Raw genomic sequence first — 22,761 nt, 5'->3', positions numbered from 1 at the left:
TTCATCGAACGGGCGGGGGAGACGGGCGACGGCGAATAGCCGCCAATGCTCGGAAATCAATCGACATCAACAAACGTCGGTATCCCGACGTCGGTTTCGGGGGCGATGCCGCTCCGCTTCCCGAGGAACGGGGCGGGTGAAGATGTCCGGCGGCGTGGATGTTTCGGTCAACCGCCGCGCCCCCTGTAAAACGTTGCAGGGGATTTCGTTCTGCGGGAATCGCCGCACCGCGATCGCGTTTCACCGATCGCCGTCACCCCCTCGCCGAATCGTGAAAATTCCCCGCCACCGCAAGGTCGGGAGCTACGCCGTCCGGAGGCAGGAGGCGAGGGATGGGCGATAAGCGCGATCGCCCTTCACCTTTTGGAACATTTGTTCTGGAGGAACGGTCGAATTCCCATCGCCGCAGGGTTCAAAGCATTTCCCCCGGAACAATTCGGGCGGGTGGAGACGCCGATCGCGATCGGCAGTCGATTCAAACCGCCCTTTTTTTGACCGCACCGACGGCGACGGCGGCGCCGACGGCGAGAATGGCCGAAGCGGACAGGGGTTCGGGTACGGACGCGGGGGGAGTCTGAGGTTGGGGGTTGAAGTCTCTCACCATAAACACCCTGAATCCGCCGTAACCAAATGAGTCATCAGACCGATCGACAATCCATGTCTTCATGTAGCCGTAGTTGTTGACGCCGGAAGGCCAGATGCGAAACAAGTGCTGATTGCCGTCGATCTCATTATCGTTAAAATAGGCGGCAGAACCCGCTCCAGAATTCGGGAAGGTTGTATCGAACAGGTCAGAAAAGTGCCATGAAAAGCCTTTCCAAAAACCCGCCGACTCACTGCCGACGTTATCTGAATTCAGGCGGTAGTCGGAGCAGCCAAATGTACTTTTACCGGGAGTGCAGGCGGGAAAAATCTCCTCGATAATCGTGTTGACATCCTCGGCGTTCGCCCATCGAAAACCATACTGGCTATAGCGAGAGATGACGGTAACAGGAGGCCCGTAAGTGTGCCTCAAAGCCAGCCATTCGAGATTGTTGACATCATCGACCACGACATGGAATGTTTCACCGCCGAGTTCCGATGTCGTCCTCATTAAAGCGGCTTCGGCACTTCCGATAAAAACGGCTCCCGTCAGGACGGTTGCGACTAGGGGAATTATCGTTTTTTTAAACACAATCGCTTCCGAAATTTCTCGGGTGTTCGAGTCCCATAATAACAAACCGAATCAGCCGTGACAAGGGCAAACATCATTTATTTTTAATTTAACAATCCGGAAAAATTTGTAATAAAAAAATCCGCGACAAAGACCCTCTAAAACTCCGAGAAGAAATCGTCGATACCGTCCGCTCGGACTGCTTTTTGTTGCCTTTCCATCGTGCGTTAAAGGGGGAATCGACCGGAGTTTGAACCGCCCTCCCGACCCGGGTACCCAGAACGGAAGGCTCATTCCCCGGACTCCGCGCAGCACACCGATCGCCGTCACCCCCTCCCCATCTCCGACCCGATCCTCAATTCGCCGCAGTCCTCGGGGGCTGCTTTTTTGATGGCACATTTGTTCTAGGGGAATCGTCGAACGTCCGCCACCGCAGGGATCGAAGCGTCTCCCCTAGAACGGCATCGGGTGGGTAGGCGACGGATGCGATCGCGGCATTTCCCGCAGAACGGCATCGGGTGGGAGGCGGGGGCTACGCCGTCCGGGAAGATGGAGAGAGAGACGAGAGGAGCGAAGCCGATGACGACCCGAAGCGAGCTGATCCGCGACATCGAGGCGCAACTGAAGCGCATCCGCCGGGGCGATTCCGACCTGCCCGCGTTCGACCTGCCCGACTACCGCATCCCGCGGCCCTACCTGAAGTGGCGCCACCTCCGCGCCCTGACCGAAATCAATTTGCTCGGCCAGTTCATCCGCCAGCGGTACGACCGGCTCGAACCCCAGATGTTGCAGGCGAGCCTGTCCCTGTGGGCGCTGCAATCGGGTCCGGTCTACTGCGTGGATGCCGACCTGATCGAGGCGTTCTGCCAGACGAGCATCGCCGACAAGGGCGACCTGCTCTCGGACTTGCGGGCGCCCGTCCCCAGCCTGCTGCTGCTGTTCCCCGAGGGGTCAATCCCCACCCCCGACGGCGGCTGCGTGGATTTCGCGGCCGTCAACTTCTGGGACGCGGACCGGCCGGGGTTCTGCTCGGGGTCGAGGTGGGGCGTGTCCGCCGACTTGGACGACTGCGCGTCGATGTTCGCCAGCCACGCCGACTACCGATTGATGGTGACGTGGGCGGGGATGAACTCGAAAACCAGCGCCTTCGCCTCGTTCCGGGGCATCCGCCGGGACGGGAGCTACCGGCCGCCGGTGCAAATCGGGACGGACGCCGAGTTCACCTGGGCGATGCGGTTCCGGGAAATCGTCCTGCAATCGGTGATGGCGATCGCGTTCAAGCCCGAGCTGATATCCGAGGAACCCGCCGTTTCGACCGGCAGGGGCTTCGGCGGCGGGGGAGCGGACAAAGGCGAGGCGAAGCTGTCGCCCCGGTGGATCGGGCGCGGCTATCAGATCAAGCGGTCGGGCGACGTCCGTCCCGGCGAACGGGAGGGGGCGCGGGAGTGGCGCGTCGATTCCTTCTGGCGCAGGGGACACTGGCGGATGCAGCCGCACGGCGAGGGGCGGAAGCTGCGGAAGCCGATTTGGATCGAACCCACCCTCGTCCGCCCCGAATCCTGACGCCGATCGCGTCCGCCCGACACCTCGACCCCCCCATCCCCACCGATGCGATCGCACCCTGACATTTCCGGCATCCGCACGTCGGCGGGGATGTTTTGGACGGAAACGATAGTTCTATTTGAGGTTGCAACACTTCGTCCGGGAAGCGACGGCCGGGGGCGGCTCGGGCGGAACGGGGGCGGGGGGTCGTGTCGCGATCGCGACCGTTGACGAAAAAAACCTCCGTGGACGCACGGAAAAGGGGAAGCGGAAAAAACTCACAAATTCCGTGTAAATACGAATTACCAAACCGCGAGAAAAACGTAGGCTGGAGATAGGGTAAAACTTCTCGGATCGCCGCGAACGTCCGCAGGCGGGAGGGGTGGGAGAAAAAAACCCGACGCCACTTTACAGGGCGATTCCTTCGGGAATTGAAGCGGTGCATTCGGCCGCGTCGGCTGCAACTTTCCGGCGGTGGCGGATGTTTGGGGAGTGGAAGAGTAGACCAATTTTTTTTGAACTATCAGAGGCTTTGATTAATGGCAGTAGGCATTGAAGATTCCGGCCGTCGCTTTATCGAAACCGACCCGATCGGCAAAGCCGGAGAGCGGTGCGAACAGAAAGTTTGGGACGCTTTCAAGCAGGCATTCAGGAATCGAAACTGCATCGGATACTGGCGGTATCCCATTTTTTCCAAAACCGGCGAAACCCGCAAGGAGCCGGACGTGCTGATGGTCGATCGCGAACTGGGCATCGTCATCGCGGAAGTCAAATGTCTGACCATCGACCAAATTGTGGAAGTTAGCGGCCACCTGTGGAGTTACCGAAATTTCTATGAGGCTTCCGGCAGTCCCTACCAGCAAGCCGAAGATCAGCTCTACTCGCTGCTGGCTTACTGCGATCGCGAGTCGGAAATCCGCCGTCTGATTCGCGGTCGCGTGACGGTCGCCCTCCCGCTCGTCACCGAACAAGAATGGCAGGACAAAGGCTTCGACCGCCTGCCCAACTGTCCGCCGATCCTGTTCAAAGACCAAATGGGCGAAAAGACGCTGCTCAAAAAAATCGAGCAAACTTCCCCGGTTCAGGCCGGCAAAAACCTCGACGAGAGCCAGTGGGAACTGCTGTTGGCCGTCGTCGGCGGCACGACCGTCCTGCGGAAAGAGCAAACGCGGCCGAGCGTCACCAATAAAAAAGGAAAGACCCGCGCCGAGGTCATCAACTCCGTCCGGCAGCGGCTCTACGAATTGGACTTGCAGCAGAGCCACATCGGGTTGGAAATTCCCCCCGGGGCGCAGCGGATTCGCGGCATCGCCGGATCGGGCAAGACCGTCCTCCTGGCTCAGAAAGCCGCCAATATGCACCTGAAGCACCCCGACTGGGACATCGCCCTGGTGTTCTTCACCCGCTCCCTGTACGACCAAATCGAGGGGCTGGTCGATAAGTGGATGCGCCACTTCAGTTGCGGCGATATCGGCTACAAAAACAATCCCCACGCCAAACGCAAACTCCGCATCCTCCACGCCTGGGGCGCAAAAGACCGGCCGGGATTTTACCGGGTCATTTGCGAACATCACCACAAATCTCCTTTGAGGGTTAACGATACCGATTACAGGCAACCCAACGAAGGCTTGGCGGACATCTGCAAGCGATTGCAGGAAGACCTACAGGAAAACCGGCGGGACATCGAGCCGATGTTCGACGCGGTTCTCGTGGATGAGGGTCAGGATTTGGTGGTCGATCCCCCGGCTTTGCTGCACCAGGAACGGCAGGCGATCTACTGGCTGGCGTATCGATCGCTGCGGCCGATGGGAGAAGCGAATCCAAAAGACCCGAACCAGAAGCGGCTGATTTGGGCCTACGACGAAGCCCAGAGTTTGGACGCCAAAACGATCCCGTCCGCGCCCAACCTGTTCGGCAAGGATGCGGGCTTCGCCAGTTTCGTTCGCGGTTCGCACAAGGGCGGCATCAAAAAGTCGGAGGTGATGCACCGCTGCTACCGGACGCCCGGCCCGATCCTCGTCGCCGCCCACGCCATCGGCATGGGACTCCTGCGCCCCGGCGGGATGATCTCGGGCATCACCCGGAAAGAAGACTGGGAGGCGATCGGGTACGAAGTGGCGGGCGACTTTCGCAAAAAGGACGAAACCATCACCCTGCACCGGCCCCCCAAAAACTCGCCGAACCCGATTCCCGAACTGTGGAGCGAACCCGTGATGCAGGTGAAACTCTACAATTCCCGCCAAGAAGAACTGGCCGCACTCGCCGAGAATATCAAGTACAACCTCAAAACCGACGGACTCGAACCCAGCCGCCAAATTTTGGTCGTGGTTCTCGGGGAAAAATGGGACGCGATGGATTTGGAAACGGAAGTCGCCCAATTTTTGATGGAGCGGGACATCAAGATTTTTATCCCCAGCGGCACCCGCCTCAACCAATTGAAACCCAAATGGCCAGACAACGACCCCGATGCGTTCTGGTTCGAGGGGGGCGTGACGGTTTCCCGCATCGCCCGGGCCAAGGGCAACGAAGCGGATATGGTCTACGTCGTCGGGCTGGATAACGTCGCCAAAAAGGACGACAGCATCACCCTGCGAAATCAACTGTTCGTCGCCATGACCCGCGCTCGGGGGTGGGTGACGCTCAGTGGAACGGGCAGCTATCCGATGTACGACGAACTCATGCGGGTCAAGGAAAGTGGCTACACCTTCGAGTTCGTCAACAACCCCGATCGCAAAGCCGACCGCGACATGAGCGACGACGACCTGCTGCTGCCAGCCGGGGCCTGATTTGCGCGATCGCGCCTTTCACCTCCGACGGCGGGGGCGCGATCGCCGTGCGTTAACAAAATTTACACGACGGAGATCCAAACGATTATGTGGCCAGTAATTCTTGAATTTGTCGGAGTGTTTGCGGGTTCCGCCTACACCTTTAGCGACTCCCTCGATGCGGGGCGTTTTTGGACGGGGGTGGGAACCGGATTTTGGCTCCTTTTCATGTCTTCCCAATTGGCATCCGCACCCGTAGGAAATGTGGCGGTTTCAAATTTCGCAATTCAGGTTTTCGGGTGGGGATTTTCCGTAGAAGACGTTCATCTTTCTCTACCCTTTTTATTTTGTGGGGTCGGCATGATAGGAGCCACAATTTGGAGATCTAAGTAAACGACGGGTCAGTCCGCGCCGATGCCGCAACTGCGCGGTGGCGAATATTTTGCATTCAATCAAACGACTCTTTTGGAGCGAACCATCATGGACGAAATCATTCGGAAATTTGCGGGGGTCGGCCTTCCCGCCGTCGTCCTCCTGATCGCGATGGCGGCGACCGGCCTGACGGGGGCGGCGGCCATCACCGCGGCGCTGGCGATGCTCGGCCCGGGCGGGATGATCGGCGGCGTCGTGCTGCTGGGCATCATCGGACTCGCCTCCGACGCCCTGTCGAAGTACGGTTTGGAAGCCCTACTCGTCGGCGTTTACCAACAGCGCCTCATCGACGGCGAATCCCGCTCCGGCCTGTGCCGCGAAATCGATTCGCTCCCCATCTCCAAGGAGCTGAAACTGATTCTGAAAGATGCCGTCGGCTGCAACGGACCCCGCTTCTGACCCATCGCGTTTCCCCTAGAACAATTTTCCCCCTCCCCCCGACCATCAAACACTCGCACAACGAGAGGTAAACGACCATGACGACGACCAAACTCCCCCCGGCGCCCAGACCGTCCCGGCCCGCAGTCAAAACCCGCACGGCCTACCAATTCCTGCAAATCCGGGTGCAACTGCTCGGGCGCGGCATGACGAACGAGATCATGAACCTCTACGTCAACGGCAAGCGCATCAAACCCAAACAAATCAAGACCCTGCACGAATTCCTCAACCAACTCGGGATGCAGGGGTTCCGCATCGTCACCGCCGAGATGGAAACCGAGGGCGTCTACACCCACTTCTACACCCTCCAGCGGGAGGTGTTCACCACCGAAGCGCCCGAGACGGACATCTACGACACCCTCGATCGCACCAAGGACGGGGCGGACTTCGGCGATTCGATCCGCAACCTGCTCGAATTCAGCCTGTTCGACAACTTCTGATGCCGCGTTTCCCCCAGAACAACTTCCCCTCCACCACCCGCGAAGCGCACCTATCGATTTCGGTCCGCGTAAAACTTCCCGTCCGCGCCGATAAGTAACCATTGGGCAGCGTCAACTCATGAAACTCAAACCCATCAAACAGTCGCTCTCGAAGATGAACGCCAAACTCGTCCGGCAAATGCTGGGGCGGTTGGGCATCATCGGTGTCATCTCCTTCGGCGCGGCGACCGTCCCCAACTACGGCAACCACAAGAGCTACTGGTACGGGACGATCGCCGCCGTGCAGACGGTGGACTTCAACATCCTGTCCCACACCCTGCCGACGAAACTCTCCTACGCCCTCATCCGGGGGGAGGCGGACGAACTCCAGCGCACGGTCGATAGCAACTACGGATTGTTCGGGCTGGCGGTCACGGACTGCATGACCGCCGAGGCGGACTGCGCCGGCCAGCGGATTATCTACCGGTCCGACTCCCGCCGCAGTTGGGCGGACGGGTTGGACGCCGACGCCCTGTCGGAACACCCCTACGACGTGCTGCGCGACCCCCCGCCCCTGTTCGCGGAGCGGGCCTACGCCGGGTCTTACCAACGGGAAGCCGAACCCACCGGGCGGGTCAATGCCGGGACTGTCATCGGGCGGGTCTACTACGTCCGGGGCAAGCCGCGGCCGTTCGTCGAGAGCTACGGCAGGTGGGCGCGGGGTTTGCTGCGGTTCCGGAACCGGCCCCAGATTTTTTCCCTGACGGTCGCCGTGTTCCTCCTGGGCGGCTTCGCCAGTTGGTTGCTCGTCGAACTGGTGCTGTACCGCAAGCGGCAGCAGCGGGAGCGGTTGGTCGGGGAGGCCCAAGACATCCGCCGGGAATTGGACGAACAAATCCGACAGAATTCGGCGCTCCTCGAACGGCAGGAGCGGGCGCGGCAGGAGTTGGAGCGCCACCGAGAGGAGCAGCGCGGACGGGCGCTCGACCTCGAAGCGGCGATCGCGGACTACCAAACCCAACTGGCCGACTCCCAACGGCGGCAGGAAGAGAACTCGGAAACCCTGGAGCGGCTCCGGGACGAACTGGCCGCGGCCGACGCATCCAACGCCGAAGCCCAGGAGCAAATCGACGGGCGGGAGGCGGCGATCGCCGACTACGAAACCCGGCTGGCCGACTCCCGACGGCGGCGGGAAGAGAGCCGGGAACGCCTGCAACGGCTGCGGGACGAACTGACCCGGGCGGTCGAATCCCACACCGAAGCGCGGGAGCAAATCGAAGCGCGGGAGCGGGCGATCGCGGACTACGAAGCCCAACTCGCCGATTCCCAGCGGCAGCAGGACGAGGGCTCGGAACGGCTGCGGCAACTGCGGGACGAACTGTCCCGGGCCGAGGCATCCCGGGCCGCAGCGTGGGAGCAAATCGACGAACGGGAGGCGGCGATCGCGGACTTGCAGCAGTCCTCCGACGGCCGGGAGCGGCAACTGCGGGAGACGGCCCGCACCCTGGAACGGCTTCGGCGGGAGCTGACGGCGACCCGGGAGCGGGAAGCCGACGCCCGGACGCAGATCGAAACGCGGGAGCGGGCGATCGCCCAACTGCGACACGACCTGGAAGCGGCGCGGCGGCACTCCGAAGACCTGGAAGAGCAACTGACGGCGAAGCCCGACGTCGGAGAGTTGGAAGCGGCCCGGAAAGAGGCGGAATACATCAAAGAGCAGTCCCGCGACTTTGAAATCTATACCCTCGAAGAAAACGGGAAGCTGGAAGCGGACAAGCAGCGGCTGAACGGCGAACTCGGGGAGGCGATCGCCAAAATTTCATACCTGGAAAGCCGCATCGCGGATTACGAAAAAGAGGATGCCGACGGCGACCGTCCGATCCGCCCCGGGGATTTGTTCGTCCCCGCCCCCCTGTCCAAAGGGAAGATGCCGAAGCTGTCTGCCGACGAAGCGATCGCGGGCTTGAAGCGGCTGCAATTTTCCGTGGACCGGCAGAAGGGGAGCCACGTCATTCTGGAAAAAACCCTGTCGTGCAACGTCCCCCGCCATGCGGGAGATGTGCCCTACGGGACGCTCAAAAAGATTCTGAAAAATGCCCGAGTTACGGAGGATGAATTGAGAAATAACTTCTAGTTTAAATTCGACCCACCCTTTCCCCCAAAACGAACCGTGAAACGACTCCTCGCCCTGCTGTTCCTGCTCATTCCTTCACCCGCCCGCGCCGCGCCGGTGGAAGCGACGGTGACATCCATCGAAGACGGCGACACCCTCACCGTCAGCGCCCGGGGGTACGACGCCACCATCCGGCTGGCCTGCATCGACGCGCCGGAGTCCGGGCAGGGCGGCGGGGCGGAGGCGACCCGCAGGCTGCAACAACTGACCCCGGCGGGTTCGTCCGTCACTATCGTCCCCGTGGCAAAGGACCGGTACGGCCGGGTGGTGGGCGTCATCTTCAACGGCGACGGCAACGTGAACGTGCGGTTGGTCGGGGAGGGACACGCGATCGTCTACCGCCGCTACCTGGACAACTGCCCCGGCAGTCAACAAGATTTGCTGAGGGCCGAGGCGCTGGCAAAACGCATGGCGATCGGCTTCTGGGGTGCGGCGAACTGCCCCCCCGAGGCGTTCCGGCACGGCAACTGCGACGCCCAAACCCAGCCGGCCCGCAGCCAATGCGACCCGTCCTACCCCACCATTTGCATCCCCCCCTACTCCCCCGATTTGAACTGCCCCGACGTTCCCCACCGCAACTTCCCGGTTCGGGGGCGCGACCCCCACGGCTTCGACGGCGACGGCGACGGGTACGGCTGCGAGGGGTGAGGCTGTCAATCCGACCGGGGGCGATCGCGGCTCGAAGTGCGATCGCGCCATTCAACGCTCCGACGACCCTATCGACAGGACAGAAATCATGGCAACTCAGACTATCGAGTTAAAGAAACAAGTTCGCGAATACATGGAAGCGCCCGAACGAAAGGGCAAAAAGTTTCTGATTGTCTGGACGAAGGCGCGGGAAGGAAAAATTGTTGACGAGTTGGCAAGGGAGTATGATTGCAATACGGGTCAAAATGACGGCTTAAACCCGTTCAGGACGAAAGAAATAATAGCCGAACTAAAAGGATTAAACAGGCGGATAAAAAGCGACATTTCAAATGGAGACGACAATAAAGAAATCGAAAATCTGAAGCGCAACTTGAAAGAAAAACTAACCAATAAGTTTCAGTATGAAGTCGAAACCATATTGCTGCTCAACAACTTGGAACTTAATATCATCGAGTTAAAAAATCAGCAGACAAATGCTTCAAATAAAAACGCTACAGAGACAACTATCCCACCGAAACAAGAGCCGCCAAATTCACCCCCAATAAAAATTGAAGAAAAAATCGATAAAATCAACGGTAAAATCGAGAATAATCCCGAACTCAGTCAGCTCAAAAAAATAAAATATGAAGCCGATACGGAGGACTGGGATAGACTAATAAAATGGCTGATCAAACAAGCCAAAAAATCGGTCAGTCGCGCATTCGATCCGCTGGCAGATCTTTGGTTTGATGTTAATTTTGAACGGGCGAGAAACGACGTAAAAAAACTCAAGAAAAAATATCTCGATCGCACAAATGACGAGATTGCAGAAATCCTGATCCGAGAAACGGCTTGGAAAGCGACTACAAGCAGTTATACGGGTGACTTTATCAATAATCTAACTTCCGATCAGCAAATTCGAGATATACTCGAAGATGCCAGTTCTAAGTGTGGCTTAAAAACGGTCACGCAGGAATGCGCCGAAATGGTTTACAAGATTGCGGGGATCTACGATTTCGAGTTGGAGCATCCGATGCGACAATTTGAATCCCTGGCGGCATTCGGTACGGCTTGGCTCGGAAAGCGGGCGAGCGATATGTTCATCAAATCACTGGGACTCAACCTTTTCAATGCAATGAATGTCAACGCATTGTCTCACGCTTCATTGATTGTGATGGTGGGAAATTGTGCCCAGTTAATTTACAGAGAGCAATCGAGCAATAAAACCAATATACTGAGCGACGAAGAGGCGTTTTATCAAGTCAAAGAAGAAGTCGAATGTAGCGTTTTTTATAAAAAAGCAAATCGGGAAGATTGGATTCAATTGATTGTTGAAGAGATCGCTTCTAAGCCACCCGCAACCCCTCCGACTCCTCCGACTCCAAAACCGACTCCTCCGACTCCAAAACCGACTCCTCCGACTCCAAAACCAACTCCTCCGACTCCAAAACCGACTCCTCCGACTCCAAAACCGACTCCTCCGGAAAAGATTACCTTGCAATACAAGCTCACGCGGGAAGATTTGATAAAGGCATATAACTTTGAAAAATCGCCCGGACTAATCTGCTGGAAAATTTACAACAATGTTCGCTGCTTGCTGCTTTTTTTGTCCGTATATTTCCTGTTCTTTGGAGGAATCGAAAACGAAATTTTCAAATATTCGCCACTGATTTTATTGGCGACGCTTTGTTTTTTATTTCCAAAATTATATTGGCATTTATTTGTATCCAAAAAAAACTCGCAACTTTACGACCGTAACAAACCATACATGACTGCTAAATCCCAAACTTTCATATTCCCAGATAGAATCAAAATAACAGGTTCTGAACTTGAAACGTTTGAAAGGAAGCTGACAGATTTTCACAAATACAAATGTTGTGACGACTTCATCCTTTTATATCTGTCCGAGACAGAACCGCTGCTATTTCCCCACCAATGCTTTACATCAAAGGAAGATTATGAAACGTTTATCTCTTACCTAAAAAAACACTTGGGCGACCCCTGTTGAACGTCGCCCCCGGTGCTCGGTTTTGCCCGATCGCGCAGCGCACCACCTCCGCCACTTTCCGGACGGCATTCGCTTACGCGGTGCGGAAGAAGGAGAATTGCTTTGGGAAAAGGTAGCTGAAGCGGTGGAGGCAGTCGAGGTGCGATCGAGAAGGCAAGTCAAAGTGGGCGATCGCGCACTCGTGCCGGATTGCTCGTATCAAATGCCGCGATCGCCCCGCGAAACCGACCGCCAAGCCAGCGGGTGCGGGAAGGACGGGGCGCGATGCCGAAAACATCCGAGGAGATACCCGCCCCCGAGCGAACCCCACGGCGAAACCCGATGCGTCCCGCCGCCCACCGGAGTCTGCGGGCAATTGCCGACCCAACTGCAACGACGAATCCGCGCTCGACTGTCATTTATTAAAGGCTGCGAAATGAGTTTTGCGAGGGTCAACCGAAAAAGCCTCAAATGCCCATTCTTTCGTCGGGAGCCTCGACATCCCTCCCCGTGGGCGTTTCGAGGCGCGATCGGGATGAGGCATCAGTACGATGTACTGCAAAATTGGGTGAGGCTCGCAAACGGCGTCTGGACTTCCCTTCCCATCGGGGTTACAATGGGGGTCCCTCCCCACTCGCTGGGGAAATTAGTTGATTGGAAACTGCGAAAGCTCTAGAACCGCGCCACATCTCGTCCAAGACTCCTCACTCGTTGAGGAAATTAGTTGATTGGAAACAAAGAGTGTTCGAGGCGACGGGCGATGAGGGCGATCGCTTTCCGACTCACTCGTTCAGGCAATCCGATATGGGTGGAGAAATTCGCTGAAGCGCTGCGCGATCGCACCCGAGGAGAGGAACCCGTGCGAATGTGTGGACAAAAAAAATGCCCCCGAACGAGAGGGCATAGGTGAGAATTAACTTGGGTTCTTTTTCCATCCGTTAGACTTGCTCAGAAGCCGAAGCGCCGCCCTTGTCAGGCGGGTCGTAAACCACCCGATACCGAACGCCGGGGATGAGCCGACGCAGGACGCGCCCATGCTCGATCGCGTCGTTGCACGACCGGAAGCGGGCGACGACCGGAGCCGGAGATGGGGAGGCGGACTCCCCCTCCAAGCGGTCGGGCGATCGCACCAGACACCAGGGATGCAGCCTGTTGAAAGTGGTCATGGCACACGATGTAAAGCGCTCCGAATTCACGGTAGGCGGAATCCTTCCGAGAAAACAGGGCGTGCGTCCCTTGACATAATCAACCATCCGTGCGGTGAAACCGCCGCTTCAGGTCGTCGGGCAGGTCGTCCCACCGCTCCCAGAGCAGGTCTACCAGGGCGAGGTGCCGCAGGTCATTCGGAGTCGGGCGGCGGTAGCGGTCGCCCCTTGCGAACCAACGGCGGACGGTGGAGGGGGAGCGATCGCAGATGTCGGCGATTTGTTCGTAAGTGACATTCCACTTGGCGTAGAAAGCGCGGGGGGACAGGCCCAGCTTGCAGTCGCGGTAGCCCGAGAGTAGGGCCAACTGCCGCGCCGTCAGGGGTCTGGGTCGGTCGGAATGGTCGTTGTCCATCAATGCACCAGTGTCTCGGCGGTGAAATCGGAGCCGGTGTGGAAAAGCCGCGCCGACCGCCGACTTCCGAACCCGGACGCCGTAGGCACCCGACCGCGCCGCAGTTATTTTCGAGACGGCATTCGCCGACGCGGTGGCAGAGGTGCGATAAGTGCGCGATGGGGAATGGTTTTGCGAGATACACTCATGTAGGCGATCGCACGGACCCAGGCGAAGGCTGAAACTTCCATGTCCCGAACCGAGGCAAACAGATGATTGAAACCGTAACAATTGACGGCCGAGAACTGAAGCTGGGGAGCGTCACCCTGATTGTGGGACTCCCCGGCACCCGAAAGACGACGCTGCTGGAGGCGATCGCCTCTCAATGCCAAACCCGGGCGCTGCATCTAAACCGAACTCCCCTGACGTTCGATCCGGACCGACCGATTATCGAGTCGCTGGTTCACCCGGACACGGGCGCGGCGCGGTTGGGAGAGAACCTGGCGCTGTACGCGGACGACCTGTTCCCCCACTGCCACCCCCATCCCCCATCGAGTTCCGCCGTCCAGCCGATCCTGGTCAAATTGCTGTCAGCCCAGCCCGGAGAGCTGGTGGCAATCGAGAAGCCGGAATTGATGCAACACCCCCGCACCGTGGCGACACTGACCCGGGTGATGGTCCGAGCGGCTGTCGCGGGCATCCAAATTGTCATTGAAACCGACAGCGACGTCATCCTGGACGGCTTCCGTATCGCGGTCAAAGCCCAGGAGATTCCCGCAGCGTTATTCAAAATCTACAACCTGAGCCACGGGGGCGATCGCACGGAAATTCGGTGTGACGAAAGGGGCGCGATCGAGGACTGGCCCGACGGGTTCTTCGACCAGAAGGATGCCGACTGGGGAAAACTGTTTGAAATCTGAGGTGTCGCGCTCCCCATCGTCGCTTCCTGGCATTCGAGAAGGCGAGTCAAAGCGGGCGATCGCGGATCGGATCTGCGGAGATCGCACCCCCGAACTCACTCAAACCGTCGCCACCGCCCAGTACCGGGGCATTCCCCACGCGATCGACAGCGCCCCCGCAGCGCCGACATCCTCAAACATCGGGGAGGCCGGCACCGATCGCCCTTTCACTCCCCAGCGACGGCCCGCATTAATTGCCAATCGCCCGCCATCCCTTTCCCCTAGAACCACTCGGCGGGGGACGATCCGCGATCGCATCCCTCCCCCCGAACGGCGTCAGCTTTCCCGCAGTATCCGTTCCTCCACCTCGGACAGCACCTTCGGCCCCATGCCGTGCAGGTCGTTGAGTACGGCTTTCACGTCGGGGAACCGGAAATACTCCGTCAGCCCGCCGATGCGGTGGTTGAACTCGGAGTAGCGGTGCTTGAAGTACAGCTCCACGTTGCCCCGGTGCCGCCACAGTCCCAGCAGGTTCACCTCGACGGTGGCGTACTGTCGCTTCAGGTCTTGGCGAATCTCGGGGATGCGATCGCCGATCTCCCGCCGGGTGATGCCGATCTTGTGGAACAGGTGGCCGTCCGCCCTCACCTCCAGGAAGTAGAGCTGATTCAGCCAAATCCGCCGCAACTGCGCCTCGTAGATTCTCAGGTCAGCCCGATACTCCCCGGCGGCGGACAGGTTTGCCGTGTCCGCCCGTTCCGCCCTGCCCCGGTACGCCTGCCACTCGGACAGCAGCAGCGGTTCCTGGACGGCGTTGAATTTTCCCAGGGATAGCGCCCCCACCGGGATTTTTCCCAGGTCGGACAGTTCGCAGCGATCGCCGTCGCACTCGATTAACCCCCGCAATCGCCACCGCAGGTCAATCAGGTCGCGGGGAATCGCCGCACCCCGGACGCCGTAGGTTCGCCACAGCACCTTCAGTTGTTCCACCTCCCGCCCCGGCAGTTGGATGTTGAAGCGATCGTACAGGGGCAGTCCCGGCCAGCGCTTCGTCTTGTGCCTCTCGGATACGGGCTTGCAGGTTTCCCCGGCGTGGGCGAAGTGGTGGGACTTGACCCGGCCCTTCTTCGCGGTCAGTCGCCCCCCGCAGTAGGGGCAGGCGAGATTGGTTTTTCCGCCGGGGACGTTCCCGACTTCCTTCAAATGTCCGTGGGGGTCGGCGCCGTACTTCAGCCACATGGTTTGAATCCTCAATTGTTGCCGATGCACCCGCCACCGTGCATTGTAGCGATTCGAGAGGGGGACGTGGAATTAAACGTCAACGGTCGGGGGCCGGCGCGGTGCGGGATGAGGACAGTTGTTCTAGGGGAAAGATAAACTGAAGCAGTGGAGGCAATCGGGGGGCGATGGCATGGCGACGGAAGCGGAAGCGCACTGGTTTCGAGAGCGGCTGCTGGCGTGGGGCGAGGAGAACCGGCGGGACTTTCCCTGGCGGCGGACGGCAAACCCCTACCGCCTGTTGGTGGCCGAATGCCTGCTGCAAAAGACGACGGCCTCCCAGGTGGCACCCGTGTACGAGGAACTGCTGGAGCGATACCCGACCGTGGAAGATTTGGCGATCGCCGACCCGGACGACCTGCTGGAACTGCTGCGGCCGCTGGGACTGCTGAAGCGGGCGGCATCCCTGCGATCGGCGGCGCGGACGGTGGTGGAGAAATACGGCGGCGAAGTACCCGACTCGGAAGCGGAACTGCTGAACCTGCCGGGGGTGGGATTGTACGCCGCGCGATCGGTCTTGGCCCACGCCTTCGGGAAACCCGTCGCCGTCCTGGACGCAAACGTGGCGAGAATCCTGGGGCGGTTCTTCGGACTGGAGGGGGGGCGGATCAAATCCAGGGAAAAAGCGCTGTGGCAACTGGCGGACGACATCGCGCCGGAAACGAACGCCGGACGGTGGAACCTGACATTGCTCGACTTCGGCGCCCTGACCTGCACCGCACGGAAGCCGAAGTGTCCGGACTGCCCCCTGCGGGAGCGGTGCCGCTACGCAAACGAAGAACCGCCGTCCTGACGGGGCGCGTTCAACCGCGATCGCGCTTCAGCCGGGAAACGCCCAACGCGCCCAGCGCCAACAGCCCCAGCGCGGATGCGGGTTCGGGTACGGACTCCGGCTCGTAAATTCCCGTCGTGGCGAAAGCTAAAGTTTGACCTCCACCAGGGTTTTCGCCCTCCGAAATGACCGACAACTCGGAAATTGGCCCGGAAAACTTGAGAATACCCGCCGCCAAAAATCCGGTATCGGGTACGGTCAGACTGTTACCGCTGACGGTAGAGCCGTCGAAACCCGACAAGATCGAGAATGGCGAACTGAAGGTGTAAGTCGTGGGAGGATCGACATTAAAAACGGTGGTTGTTCCCCGCCACGACCACCCGTAAAGGAATAAATCCGACAGCGGGGCATCGAAGGTGACGCTCCAATTGTCCGTCGAAATGTAGTTATAAATCGTCTCGGCATTGGAGAGGGGAGCCGCGGCAAAAGACGAGCCGGTAAATGCTCTTTCCCCGATTGACGGAGAATCTTCGGACGGAAAGGTGAAGCCCGTCGCCGTGACATCCACGCCAAAAACTTCGCCCTCCGTAATGTCGTTCCAATCTACGGGAGTGGGCATCAGGGCATTCGCAACACCCGGCATCAAAACGCTGCCGACTATCAGACTCGACAGACAAATTGCTCGATTCATTTTAAAAGTTGTAAATCCAATGGAATTTGGTTCAATACTATTCCAAACTTTCTCCCGAAAGACAAGGTGGCTCTGTAAAAATACGGCGGTATTTGATAAAGCTTTTGTAAAATTGATTCGCCCGCCCGCCTCCGTTTCCCCCGAGGTGCGGACGGAGTTATCCCGACGGGATGCGGACGGAAGGGCGAGTTACCCAAAACGTTTTGGGTAATGGGGAAGCGATAGGTGCGCTACGCGGATTGAAAAATCGGATCGCCAAACGGACGCCCGTCTGCGAGAATGGACGAAAGCGCTACAGTGGAAAGAGACAGGAGAGAGACAATCGTGAGCCGAATTATCGCCACGTTCAACCAATGCGGGGGGGTGGGCAAGACCAGCCTGACGATGAACCTGGGTTACGCCCTCGCCAAACGCAAGCGGCGGGTGTTGCTGGTAGACCTCGACCCCCAGGCATCGCTGACCACATTCTGCGGCATCGACCCGACCGAATTGGACGCGACCCTGTACGAGGCGTTGTTCGACAAGGGGGAACTGCCGATCCAAAAAACCGAAAACCTGACCGATATCGTCCCGACCAACATCACCCTCAGCGTCGCCGAAATGGAATTGGTGGGGGCGATGAACCGGGAACGGCGGCTGAAATTGGCGCTGGAGCCGGTGGCGGACCGATACGACTACATCCTCATCGACTGCCCACCCAGCCTGGGACTCCTCGCCATCCTGGGGCTGGCGGCATCGACGCACCTGCTCGTCCCCATCGAAACCGAATTCAAGAGCTACTTCGGGACGGGGCTGCTGCTGGAAACCGTCGCCCGGGTGCGGAAACACCTGAACCCGACGTTGGAATTTGCGGGATTCGTGCCGATGAAATATGACAGACGGCGATCGCAGCACGGCCGCACCTACGACCAGATGCGGAAGGAACTGACGGCGCTGGCGCCCGTATTCGAGCCCGTGCCGGACAGCACCGCCTTCCCCGACGCCGCCGAGGAGCGCAAGCCCCTGGCGCTGTACAAACCGAAGCACCCAGCCGTAAAGGTACTCAAACGGATCGCGGAGGAAATCGACACCGACTCATGACTAGAAAGCGAGACAAACCCTACAACGGCAGCCTGGGCGACAAGATCGACCTGCTGTTCGGCGCACCCGCAGCCGAATCCGAATCCGAACGCACCGCCACCACCCTGCCGATCGCGAAACTGAAGCCGCCGGATTACCAACCAAGGCAGCACTTCGACCCGGACAAACTGGAGGAACTGGCCGAGACAATCCGGAAACACGGCATCCTCGAACCGCTGCTGGTGCGCCCCGTCGGGGACCGATACGAAATCATCGCCGGGGGGAGGCGATACCGAGCCGCAAAGCTGGCGGGGCTGACGGACGTTCCCGTGGTGGTGCGGGAACTCGATAACAAACAAGCGCTGGAACTGGCCCTACTGGAGAACGTGCAGCGAGAAGACCTGAACCCGGTCGAGGAAGCCGAGGGGATGCTGAAGCTGCTGGAAGTGCGGCTGGACAAAAGCCGCGGCGAGGTGGTGTCCCTCCTTCACCGGATGCGGAACGAGGGGAAAGGAAAAGTTACCCAAAACGTTTTGGGTAGCGACGAGGCGCGGGCGGTGGAGGACGGTTTCGCGGCGGCGGGGCTGGCGTGGCAATCCTTCGTGGAAACCAAACTGGCCCTGCTCAACAAACCCGAAGACGTACTCGACGCGGTGCGGTCGGGGCAACTGGCCTACACCAAAGCGATGGCGATCGCCCAGGTGAAGGACGAGTCAAAGCGGCGGGAACTGTTGGAGGAGGCGATCGCGCAGAAGTTATCCCTGAGTCAAATCCGGGGGCGCATCACCGAACTGCGGGGGACAACGGAGGCGACGGAGGGGGAGACGAACGAGACGCCCGAGAAGCGGATGGCGAAGTTGGCGAAGCGGGCGAAGGTGGCGAAGTGGGACGACCCGAAGAAGCGGCGGAAGTTGGAGAAGCTGCTGGGGCAGTTGGAGGAATTGTTCGGAGGGGAATGAACGGCCGTCAGTCGCCCACGATGACCAACCCGGCAAAGGATTCGAGCTCGAACAGTTCGGTCCGTCCCAGGCGGAAGTCCGTATCGGGGGGAGTCTCCTGTTCGTAGACGTAGGCTTGGCGGCTCCCATCGGGCAGGGTGAGGAGAATCCAATAGCCAGCGGGGAGTCGGTGGGATTTATCGGTGGAGGGCAAGCGGCGGGTATCGCCGTCGAAGAAAAATGGGCCGGTGATGGCACAGAGGGAACCGTGCCGATTGAGGAGTTCGAGTTGGTGGGCTTCCAGGTCGCGCCACACCGCTTCGAGGTCGGCAGAACGGGGGGCGAGGTTGACGGCGTAGGCGGGGGAATCCGGGTCGGTGTGGGGGAGCGACGGCGGGAAGTGACGGCCCAGTTCGTAGCCGATCGCATCGACGTTCTCGTAGTCGTCGGGCTGGAGGAGGTCGTCCGGGGGAACGTCCGGGTCGGGCAGGGGAGGCGGGGGAGGCGGCGGGGGTGAAGGAGGAGCGTCGGTGTCATCCGCCCCGGCGACGCAGTAGGCGACAAAATCGGGCTGCTGGGTTTGGGAATCCACGGCGATGGCGAAGGCGTAATCGTCCCGGCAGGTGAATTGGGTGGAAGCGTCGAGTCCGACCGGAAGTCCGTCGGGCAGGTGAGGGCAGTCGGAGGGGAGGGGCTGCACGTCGATGTCCGGGCGCGTCCGGAGGAAGTCGCCCACGGTGCGGGATTCGCAGGCGGACAGCAGCGCGATCGCGGCGACGGCGACAGACAAACGCACCCGTGAATTCATGCGGCAGACCCTCCGAACCCTCAATGTACCTTCAGTATCTCACGAGTTCTCTTACTTCTTCGGCACCCCGAGCATGGCGAGGATGTCGGTGTGGGGGGTACCACTCTCAATCGCCTCGGCAACCCGCGCCACCTGGGACTTCTTGAGGGTGACGGAGCGCTTCACCTGCAAGCCGCCGTCATCGGTGTAGCTGTACTGATAGATGGCGTAGCGGTTCGGCGGCTTCCCCTTGGCGGCATTCCGCTTCTTATTCGCCTCGCACCACTGAATCCGACCCGTCCCCCGCCCCTTGGGAGAGCGGCGCTTCTTCTTGGGTTGTTCTGGGGGAGTCGATGGATCGTCGGGGACGTCGAGTTTCCGCAGCACCTCGGGCCGTTCCCAGCGGGGGGAGCCGTCGGGGGGGCAGATTTGAACGCGATCGCAGCCCTTGCGCGGATCGCCGTGGATCGCCTCGACGCGGTAGGGGGTGACTTCCCCCTCGTAGCGGACGGTATCGCCCGCATGGAAGGGATGGGAGGGGCCGGGTTCCGGCGGTTCGTCCGGGTCGGCTGGGCTGTCGGACGCCAGCAGGCAGAACTGACCGTCGGCGTCGAGGGGAGCCGGTTCGATGTACCGCTCACTGACCAGGCAGCGGCGCCCGCCGTCGAACTCCGCGTACCAACCATCGGGGACGCGCCGCGACGGCTGTCGTTCGATGAGAATGCCGAGGCGGGAATTTTCCCGGAAGCGATCGCCCGGTTTCCACGGGGACGGATCGGTGACGAGGCCGGACGGCAATACCGCGCTGCGCCGACCCCCGCCATCCCAACTCACCCGCACCCGCCCGGACGGCAGCACGGCGGCGACCTCCCCCCGGCGACCCGTCCTCGGGTGCAAGACCCGCGCCCCCGGCTCCCAACTCGGTGTTTCCCCTAGAACAACATCGTCGGAGTCGGGCGAAACGTCGGCGGCATCGGCGGCGACGAGGCTGCGGGGGTGGCAGGCGGATCGGGAGCCGTCCGGCCAGCGCACCTTCACCCGGCCGCTGGGCAGAATTTCCGCCACCTCCCCGGCGAGATGCGGAGCCTTGCGATACCCGACGCGATCGCCCGGTTTCCACGCCGTTTCGTCGGTCTGTTCTAGGGGAATGGCGGCAGGGTCGGCGTCGGCCGTTTCGTCCGCTTGTTCTGGGGGAATCCGCAACCGCCAGCCGTCGCCGTGGGGTTCGACGCGATCGCGGACGCGATCGAGGGACTGCCGGAGGCGGCGGGTCGTCCAGCCCAGGTGTCGGGCCAGTTCGGATTCGGAGATGCCGGGGGAGCGGGCGATCCGCGATCGCGCACCCATCGCCGCCAGCAGATCCAGGTCGTCCCAGGCGGGGTCGGCGGCGGAACGGGGGTCGGCATCGATGTCGTAGTCGCCGACGGCCGAGGGGTCGGCGGTGTAGGCGGAGAGGTCGAACAGGGTGGACATGGTGGACTCCTGATTTAACGAAGGGGGTCGGGTCGGTCGGTGTCGAATAGGGTCAGTTGCCCCGACGCTTCCCTGCGCCGGTGGCGGTTCGCCCTGCGGGTTCGGATGTGGTGGTCCAGGTCGTGGCGGAGGTGGCAGGCCGGACAGAGCGCCCGCAGGTTGGACGGGTCGCAGTTTTGGGGGTCGTGGTCGAGGTGAGCCGCCGTCAGCACGAACCGGCCGGGCTTTTCCACCGCCGTCCACCCGCCCGTCTCGGGGTCGGTCACTTCCTCGCAGCTCTGGGCGTACCAGCGGAAGTCGATCGCGTACAGGCGCTCCACCAATTCCGGCCACGATTCACCCGGCCGGCGGCACGGGCGATCGCATTCTTCGCAGCGCCACCCGACCCGGTCTTTCACGCGGCGGGCGATGTCGTCCCAGTCTCGGGGGTACAGCTTCCGGTTCATCGGCATGGCGCACCTCCCCCGGCTTCAAACTCGGCGATAGCCGTATCGGAGTGTCCGAAGTGCTTGGCGGCTTCCCTCCAGCCCGCGCCGTACATTTTCTTCAGCTTGTGGAGGGGCTGCACCGGCGCTTCGTACTCGCGCCACGCGCCATTCTGTCCCTTCTGCGGCGGCTTGTTCGGCTTCCACTCGTCTCCGATCGCCTTGGTCAGGACTCCGATGGGCCGGTCGATGCGGCGTCCGCTCCCCCGCTGGGCGCGGGCGTACTTGAGCGCCGCCTTCACCGCCGTCAGAATCACCGCCGGGGGCTTGCTCAACAGCAGCCAGACCACGCCGGGGGTGAGCCGCCCCCCCATCAGCTCCTCGGCTCCCTCCGCCGCCAGATCCACCGCCTCCTGCTCGTAGGGGTTCATCTCCCCGTACCTCGGATCGGCTTCGGGTGTCGCGCAGTTGTAATCCTTCGGTGCTACATCCGCCGGGGAAGATCCGTCCCCACCCGACGGTCTGGGTCGGACGGGGGACTCGGGTTTGTCCTCCGGTTGTGGCGCGGCACCTTTCATCGCCTCCGGTGGGCGGGTATCGGTCGCTTCGACTATCTCCGCCTTCGCCCGGGCGACGGCTTCCAATGCGTCCGCCAGGTCGGGGGCATCACCCGCACCTCGGGTTTCCTCTTCTCGTCCCCCCAAAATTTTTTCTTCCACGAACGCCGTTTGTGAACTTACGGATTCTTTACCGGAAAGATTTACGTTATTGTCCGAATTTCCGCCCGTCGGCGTCGGAATATCCGCCCGTCCATGTCCGAATTTTCCGACAGATGCCAAAGCCTTCGGCGGCAGGGACATCAGGGACGCGATCGCCTTTTCCCAGACCAGGGCGACCAGGGCTTCGGGGTCGATGCGGTACTCGTAGGCCTTATCGGTGGGCCACCGCTTCGCCTCCCTTCGTCGGAGGATGCCCGCCCGCACCAATTTGTTCAGGTGGGTGCAGATGGTGTCCTTGTGGTAGCCCAGTTCTTCTGCCAGCCCCCGGACGGTCGCCCACGCCCACTTGCCCCAGCCGTCGAACCAGCTCACGATCGCGGCCTGGCAGCGGTTCTTGAAGGCGGCGAGGTACTCTTTCAGGAGGTTGGTCGGGTGCTTGACTTCGCCGAGGATCGTTGAATTAAAAGTCATGTCCACCTCCATTTTTTGCGGAGGGGTGACGAAATGATGCGTCGTGTGTCATAATTTTGTTCAGTATTAAGTGATCAATCTGAAAGCCCTTTGCTTTCAGGCGCCCCGGAGCTACGTCAATAGTTCCGGGGCTTTTAATTTGGCGAATGTTCGCCGACGGGCATTCTCACCTCC

24 protein-coding genes are annotated in these 22,761 nt (G+C 60.5%); 13 read left to right on the top strand and 11 right to left on the bottom strand.

All coding sequences use genetic code 11. The annotated features are described in order from the left end of the window. Nucleotides 1-343, top strand: a 343-nt coding sequence (locus tag LKE08_RS11795; protein WP_324704425.1) for a hypothetical protein, incomplete at its 5' end; no start/stop codon positions are given. A 132-nt stretch (nt 344-475) separates the two neighbouring features. Here LKE08_RS11795 and LKE08_RS11790 read toward each other — a convergent pair. Beyond that, a complete protein-coding gene (locus tag LKE08_RS11790) occupies nt 476-1,174 on the bottom strand; it encodes a hypothetical protein (protein ID WP_324704424.1) in 699 nt (232 codons plus the stop codon). Nucleotides 1,175-1,732: 558 nt separating this feature from the next. Here LKE08_RS11790 and LKE08_RS11785 point away from each other — a divergent pair. From LKE08_RS11785 to LKE08_RS11750, 8 genes are all read left to right on the top strand, one after another. Then, a complete protein-coding gene (locus LKE08_RS11785) occupies nt 1,733-2,716 on the top strand; it encodes a hypothetical protein (RefSeq protein WP_324704423.1) in 984 nt (327 codons plus the stop codon). Between the two features lie 45 nt (nt 2,717-2,761). After that, nucleotides 2,762-2,926 (top strand): hypothetical protein, encoded by a 165-nt coding sequence (locus LKE08_RS11780; RefSeq protein ID WP_324704422.1) that lies wholly within the window; start codon nt 2,762-2,764, stop codon nt 2,924-2,926. 308 nt (nt 2,927-3,234) lie between these two features. Further along, a complete protein-coding gene (locus LKE08_RS11775; protein WP_324704421.1) occupies nt 3,235-5,481 on the top strand; it encodes an ATP-binding domain-containing protein in 2,247 nt (748 codons plus the stop codon). 459 nt (nt 5,482-5,940) lie between these two features. Continuing rightward, nucleotides 5,941-6,291: a hypothetical protein gene (locus LKE08_RS11770; protein ID WP_324704420.1), complete on the top strand. Its 351-nt coding sequence runs from the start codon at nt 5,941-5,943 to the stop codon at nt 6,289-6,291. Between the two features lie 77 nt (nt 6,292-6,368). Beyond that, on the top strand, nt 6,369-6,770 hold the full coding sequence (locus tag LKE08_RS11765; RefSeq protein ID WP_324704419.1) for a hypothetical protein: 402 nt from the start codon (nt 6,369-6,371) through the stop codon (nt 6,768-6,770). A gap of 118 nt (nt 6,771-6,888) precedes the next feature. After that, complete coding sequence (locus LKE08_RS11760) at nt 6,889-8,883, top strand: type II toxin-antitoxin system HicA family toxin (RefSeq protein ID WP_324704418.1); 1,995 nt, start codon at nt 6,889-6,891, stop codon at nt 8,881-8,883. 36 nt (nt 8,884-8,919) lie between these two features. Next, nucleotides 8,920-9,570: a thermonuclease family protein gene (locus tag LKE08_RS11755; protein WP_324704417.1), complete on the top strand. Its 651-nt coding sequence runs from the start codon at nt 8,920-8,922 to the stop codon at nt 9,568-9,570. Nucleotides 9,571-9,658: 88 nt separating this feature from the next. After that, the gene (locus LKE08_RS11750) at nt 9,659-11,557 is read left to right on the top strand and encodes a hypothetical protein (RefSeq protein ID WP_324704416.1); all 1,899 of its coding nucleotides are present in this window, start codon (nt 9,659-9,661) and stop codon (nt 11,555-11,557) included. A 73-nt stretch (nt 11,558-11,630) separates the two neighbouring features. On the opposite strand, the gene LKE08_RS11745 is transcribed toward LKE08_RS11750, so the two are convergent. The 3 genes from LKE08_RS11745 to LKE08_RS11735 all read right to left on the bottom strand — a co-directional run bounded on the left by LKE08_RS11745 (nt 11,631) and on the right by LKE08_RS11735 (nt 13,366). Continuing rightward, nucleotides 11,631-11,834, bottom strand: a complete 204-nt coding sequence (locus LKE08_RS11745; protein ID WP_324704415.1) for a hypothetical protein — start codon at nt 11,832-11,834, stop codon at nt 11,631-11,633. A gap of 640 nt (nt 11,835-12,474) precedes the next feature. Further along, the gene (locus tag LKE08_RS11740) at nt 12,475-12,702 is read right to left on the bottom strand and encodes a hypothetical protein (protein ID WP_324704414.1); all 228 of its coding nucleotides are present in this window, start codon (nt 12,700-12,702) and stop codon (nt 12,475-12,477) included. A gap of 79 nt (nt 12,703-12,781) precedes the next feature. Further along, nucleotides 12,782-13,366: a helix-turn-helix domain-containing protein gene (locus LKE08_RS11735; RefSeq protein WP_324704413.1), complete on the bottom strand. Its 585-nt coding sequence runs from the start codon at nt 13,364-13,366 to the stop codon at nt 12,782-12,784. Between LKE08_RS11735 and LKE08_RS11730 the strand changes: the two genes are divergently transcribed. Then, nucleotides 13,348-13,995: a DUF3696 domain-containing protein gene (locus LKE08_RS11730; RefSeq protein ID WP_324704412.1), complete on the top strand. Its 648-nt coding sequence runs from the start codon at nt 13,348-13,350 to the stop codon at nt 13,993-13,995. The two genes, LKE08_RS11735 and LKE08_RS11730, sit on opposite strands and share 19 nt — an antisense overlap. Nucleotides 13,996-14,094: 99 nt before the next feature. Here the strand turns inward: LKE08_RS11730 and LKE08_RS11725 are convergent, their stop codons facing one another. Together LKE08_RS11725 and LKE08_RS11720 are read right to left on the bottom strand one after the other, a co-directional pair. After that, on the bottom strand, nt 14,095-14,235 hold the full coding sequence (locus LKE08_RS11725) for a hypothetical protein (protein WP_324704411.1): 141 nt from the start codon (nt 14,233-14,235) through the stop codon (nt 14,095-14,097). A gap of 75 nt (nt 14,236-14,310) precedes the next feature. Then, nucleotides 14,311-15,213 (bottom strand): GIY-YIG nuclease family protein, encoded by a 903-nt coding sequence (locus LKE08_RS11720; protein WP_324704410.1) that lies wholly within the window; start codon nt 15,211-15,213, stop codon nt 14,311-14,313. 172 nt (nt 15,214-15,385) lie between these two features. Between LKE08_RS11720 and LKE08_RS11715 the strand changes: the two genes are divergently transcribed. Beyond that, on the top strand, nt 15,386-16,045 hold the full coding sequence (locus LKE08_RS11715; protein ID WP_324704409.1) for an A/G-specific adenine glycosylase: 660 nt from the start codon (nt 15,386-15,388) through the stop codon (nt 16,043-16,045). Between the two features lie 10 nt (nt 16,046-16,055). On the opposite strand, the gene LKE08_RS11710 is transcribed toward LKE08_RS11715, so the two are convergent. Continuing rightward, nucleotides 16,056-16,715 (bottom strand): PEP-CTERM sorting domain-containing protein, encoded by a 660-nt coding sequence (locus LKE08_RS11710; protein ID WP_324704408.1) that lies wholly within the window; start codon nt 16,713-16,715, stop codon nt 16,056-16,058. A 324-nt stretch (nt 16,716-17,039) separates the two neighbouring features. On the opposite strand from LKE08_RS11710, the gene LKE08_RS11705 reads away from it, so the two are divergent. Then, the gene (locus LKE08_RS11705; RefSeq protein WP_324704407.1) at nt 17,040-17,795 is read left to right on the top strand and encodes a ParA family protein; all 756 of its coding nucleotides are present in this window, start codon (nt 17,040-17,042) and stop codon (nt 17,793-17,795) included. Further along, nucleotides 17,792-18,733, top strand: a complete 942-nt coding sequence (locus LKE08_RS11700; RefSeq protein WP_324704406.1) for a ParB/RepB/Spo0J family partition protein — start codon at nt 17,792-17,794, stop codon at nt 18,731-18,733. Before LKE08_RS11705 ends, LKE08_RS11700 begins: the two co-directional genes overlap by 4 nt. 7 nt (nt 18,734-18,740) lie before the next feature. Here LKE08_RS11700 and LKE08_RS11695 read toward each other — a convergent pair whose 3' ends face one another. The 4 genes from LKE08_RS11695 to LKE08_RS11680 all read right to left on the bottom strand — a co-directional run bounded on the left by LKE08_RS11695 (nt 18,741) and on the right by LKE08_RS11680 (nt 22,587). Continuing rightward, complete coding sequence (locus tag LKE08_RS11695; RefSeq protein ID WP_324704405.1) at nt 18,741-19,508, bottom strand: hypothetical protein; 768 nt, start codon at nt 19,506-19,508, stop codon at nt 18,741-18,743. A gap of 63 nt (nt 19,509-19,571) precedes the next feature. Then, nucleotides 19,572-20,972: a hypothetical protein gene (locus tag LKE08_RS11690; protein WP_324704404.1), complete on the bottom strand. Its 1,401-nt coding sequence runs from the start codon at nt 20,970-20,972 to the stop codon at nt 19,572-19,574. Nucleotides 20,973-20,986: 14 nt separating this feature from the next. Next, nucleotides 20,987-21,424, bottom strand: a complete 438-nt coding sequence (locus LKE08_RS11685; RefSeq protein ID WP_324704403.1) for a hypothetical protein — start codon at nt 21,422-21,424, stop codon at nt 20,987-20,989. Beyond that, nucleotides 21,415-22,587 (bottom strand): helix-turn-helix domain-containing protein, encoded by a 1,173-nt coding sequence (locus LKE08_RS11680; RefSeq protein WP_324704402.1) that lies wholly within the window; start codon nt 22,585-22,587, stop codon nt 21,415-21,417. The genes LKE08_RS11685 and LKE08_RS11680 overlap by 10 nt, the downstream gene beginning before the upstream one ends. Between the last annotated feature and the right edge of the window lie 174 nt (nt 22,588-22,761).

The sequence above is a fragment of the Lyngbya sp. CCY1209 genome, from assembly GCF_035615495.1.
GTDB lineage: Bacteria > Cyanobacteriota > Cyanobacteriia > Cyanobacteriales > Microcoleaceae > Limnospira.
The sequence above is the reverse complement of the archived record's forward strand: the minus strand, read 5'-3'. Positions and strand labels throughout refer to the sequence as shown.

Coding starts and splice junctions, on each gene's coding strand:
- LKE08_RS11715 (WP_324704409.1), top strand. CDS start 15,386: ATGGCGACGGAAGCGGAAGCGCACTGGTTTCGAGAGCGGCTGCTGGCG.
- LKE08_RS11710 (WP_324704408.1), bottom strand. CDS start 16,715: ATGAATCGAGCAATTTGTCTGTCGAGTCTGATAGTCGGCAGCGTTTTG.
- LKE08_RS11690 (WP_324704404.1), bottom strand. CDS start 20,972: ATGTCCACCCTGTTCGACCTCTCCGCCTACACCGCCGACCCCTCGGCC.
- LKE08_RS11775 (WP_324704421.1), top strand. CDS start 3,235: ATGGCAGTAGGCATTGAAGATTCCGGCCGTCGCTTTATCGAAACCGAC.
- LKE08_RS11700 (WP_324704406.1), top strand. CDS start 17,792: ATGACTAGAAAGCGAGACAAACCCTACAACGGCAGCCTGGGCGACAAG.
- LKE08_RS11740 (WP_324704414.1), bottom strand. CDS start 12,702: ATGACCACTTTCAACAGGCTGCATCCCTGGTGTCTGGTGCGATCGCCC.
- LKE08_RS11680 (WP_324704402.1), bottom strand. CDS start 22,587: ATGACTTTTAATTCAACGATCCTCGGCGAAGTCAAGCACCCGACCAAC.
- LKE08_RS11785 (WP_324704423.1), top strand. CDS start 1,733: ATGACGACCCGAAGCGAGCTGATCCGCGACATCGAGGCGCAACTGAAG.
- LKE08_RS11745 (WP_324704415.1), bottom strand. CDS start 11,834: ATGTTTTCGGCATCGCGCCCCGTCCTTCCCGCACCCGCTGGCTTGGCG.
- LKE08_RS11720 (WP_324704410.1), bottom strand. CDS start 15,213: ATGTGGCTGAAGTACGGCGCCGACCCCCACGGACATTTGAAGGAAGTC.
- LKE08_RS11730 (WP_324704412.1), top strand. CDS start 13,348: ATGATTGAAACCGTAACAATTGACGGCCGAGAACTGAAGCTGGGGAGC.
- LKE08_RS11765 (WP_324704419.1), top strand. CDS start 6,369: ATGACGACGACCAAACTCCCCCCGGCGCCCAGACCGTCCCGGCCCGCA.
- LKE08_RS11770 (WP_324704420.1), top strand. CDS start 5,941: ATGGACGAAATCATTCGGAAATTTGCGGGGGTCGGCCTTCCCGCCGTC.
- LKE08_RS11685 (WP_324704403.1), bottom strand. CDS start 21,424: ATGCCGATGAACCGGAAGCTGTACCCCCGAGACTGGGACGACATCGCC.
- LKE08_RS11750 (WP_324704416.1), top strand. CDS start 9,659: ATGGCAACTCAGACTATCGAGTTAAAGAAACAAGTTCGCGAATACATG.
- LKE08_RS11760 (WP_324704418.1), top strand. CDS start 6,889: ATGAAACTCAAACCCATCAAACAGTCGCTCTCGAAGATGAACGCCAAA.
- LKE08_RS11780 (WP_324704422.1), top strand. CDS start 2,762: ATGCGATCGCACCCTGACATTTCCGGCATCCGCACGTCGGCGGGGATG.